Annotated in this window: 2 protein-coding genes; both read right to left on the bottom strand. The window is 47.5% G+C overall.

Annotation, left to right across the window (positions count from 1 at the left end; all coding sequences use genetic code 11):
* The coding region (locus tag AQR02_RS03395) for a transposase (protein WP_148449126.1) at positions 1-164 on the bottom strand (164 nt) is incomplete at its 3' end.
* A gap of 258 nt (positions 165-422) precedes the next feature.
* Positions 423-1,085 carry a 3'-5' exonuclease gene (locus AQR02_RS03400; RefSeq protein ID WP_054939396.1) on the bottom strand — a complete coding sequence of 221 codons (663 nt, stop codon included), beginning with the start codon at positions 1,083-1,085 and terminating at the stop codon, positions 423-425.
* Positions 1,086-1,310: the final 225 nt, after the last annotated feature.

Here is a 1,310-nt window from a genome sequence, read left to right on the forward strand (position 1 = left end):
GACTCGCTCTGGAACTGCCGATACTTGCCCAACCATTGATGTAAGGTTTTTGCGGGGATATCCAGCTCCTGGGCCAATTCCGCCACCGTCTTGGTCTGCTCCTGGATGTACTTTACCGTCTGCTTTTTAAACTCGTCATTGTAGCTATTTCGCGTTCCACTCATGTGGACACCTCCTTGTTAATTTTATTATTCATGCTCTCTTAACGGGTGTCCACTTTTAAGACTAACAGCAAAACTACCGTTGATTTCGCTCATATGAGGCAGAACGGTCGAATCAAAGGTAAAACTACCGTTGATTTCGACCATATGAGGCGAACGGGCTGAAACAGAGGTAAAACTACCTTTGATTTACCTCATGTGCCGCGCTCCATCTGCAGATGTTTACACATTTGTACATTCATCTCAGCAGCACAGCTTCGCTCAGAAGTACGGCTTAACAGACGGAACCGGCGGCAGTGAAGAAAGCGCCTTGGCAGGCTGCTTCTTTCGGGGTGCTTTTTTAGGCGGTGATTTGAAAGGAGTGTATCCGCCTGCGAACATCTTGCCGGCTGTATAACCCTGATTGTCTGCCAGCAGGAGCGGTTCAAACTTCTGGTCCTGCTCCATCAGCTTGAGCAGAATGAGTGCTGCCGCACGTGCATCGTCGAGCGCATCATGATGCTTCAGACGGATGCCGAAATGCTGTGACACTACGTTCAATTTATGGGACGGCAGCTCCTGGAGCATCTTTTTGCCGAGCAGATATGTGCATAAATATTGAAAATCAGGGTAGCGGTTCCCTGAGGCATCCAGACAATAACGCAGGACGCTCATATCAAAGGCTGCGTTATGGGCCACCACGATCTCGCCCTGCAGCAGCGGCTCCACACTGCTCCACAGCTCCTCAAACGTAGGCTGTCCCTGGACCATTGAGGGTGTAATGCCGTGAATAGCGATGTTCATTCCGTCAAACCGCTGGCGCGGATCAATCAGCCATACATGCTCAGCGGTGATAACACCTTCTCTTACCTGGACAAGCCCCAGAGAACAGGCGCTTGAGCGGCTGGAGTTCGCGGTCTCAAAGTCAATTGCAGTAAAATTCATTGGTAAAGCCCCTTATCTATCATATGTACTATTCATATTAAAGTAGTGAGAGGGTAAATACAATCTACTGAATTTACAAAAAACTGATAGTATGATATTCCTTAACTATGCAGATTTGGAAACACACCGATACTTGAGGAGATGAGTACATGCAGCTGCTTAAAGGTCAAAAAGTAGATGTGACCAAAGGGATTAATATAAATGAAATCACCTTGTCCTTTGGAT

The organism is Paenibacillus ihuae, assembly GCF_001368795.1.
GTDB lineage: Bacteria > Bacillota > Bacilli > Paenibacillales > Paenibacillaceae > Paenibacillus_AQ > Paenibacillus_AQ ihuae.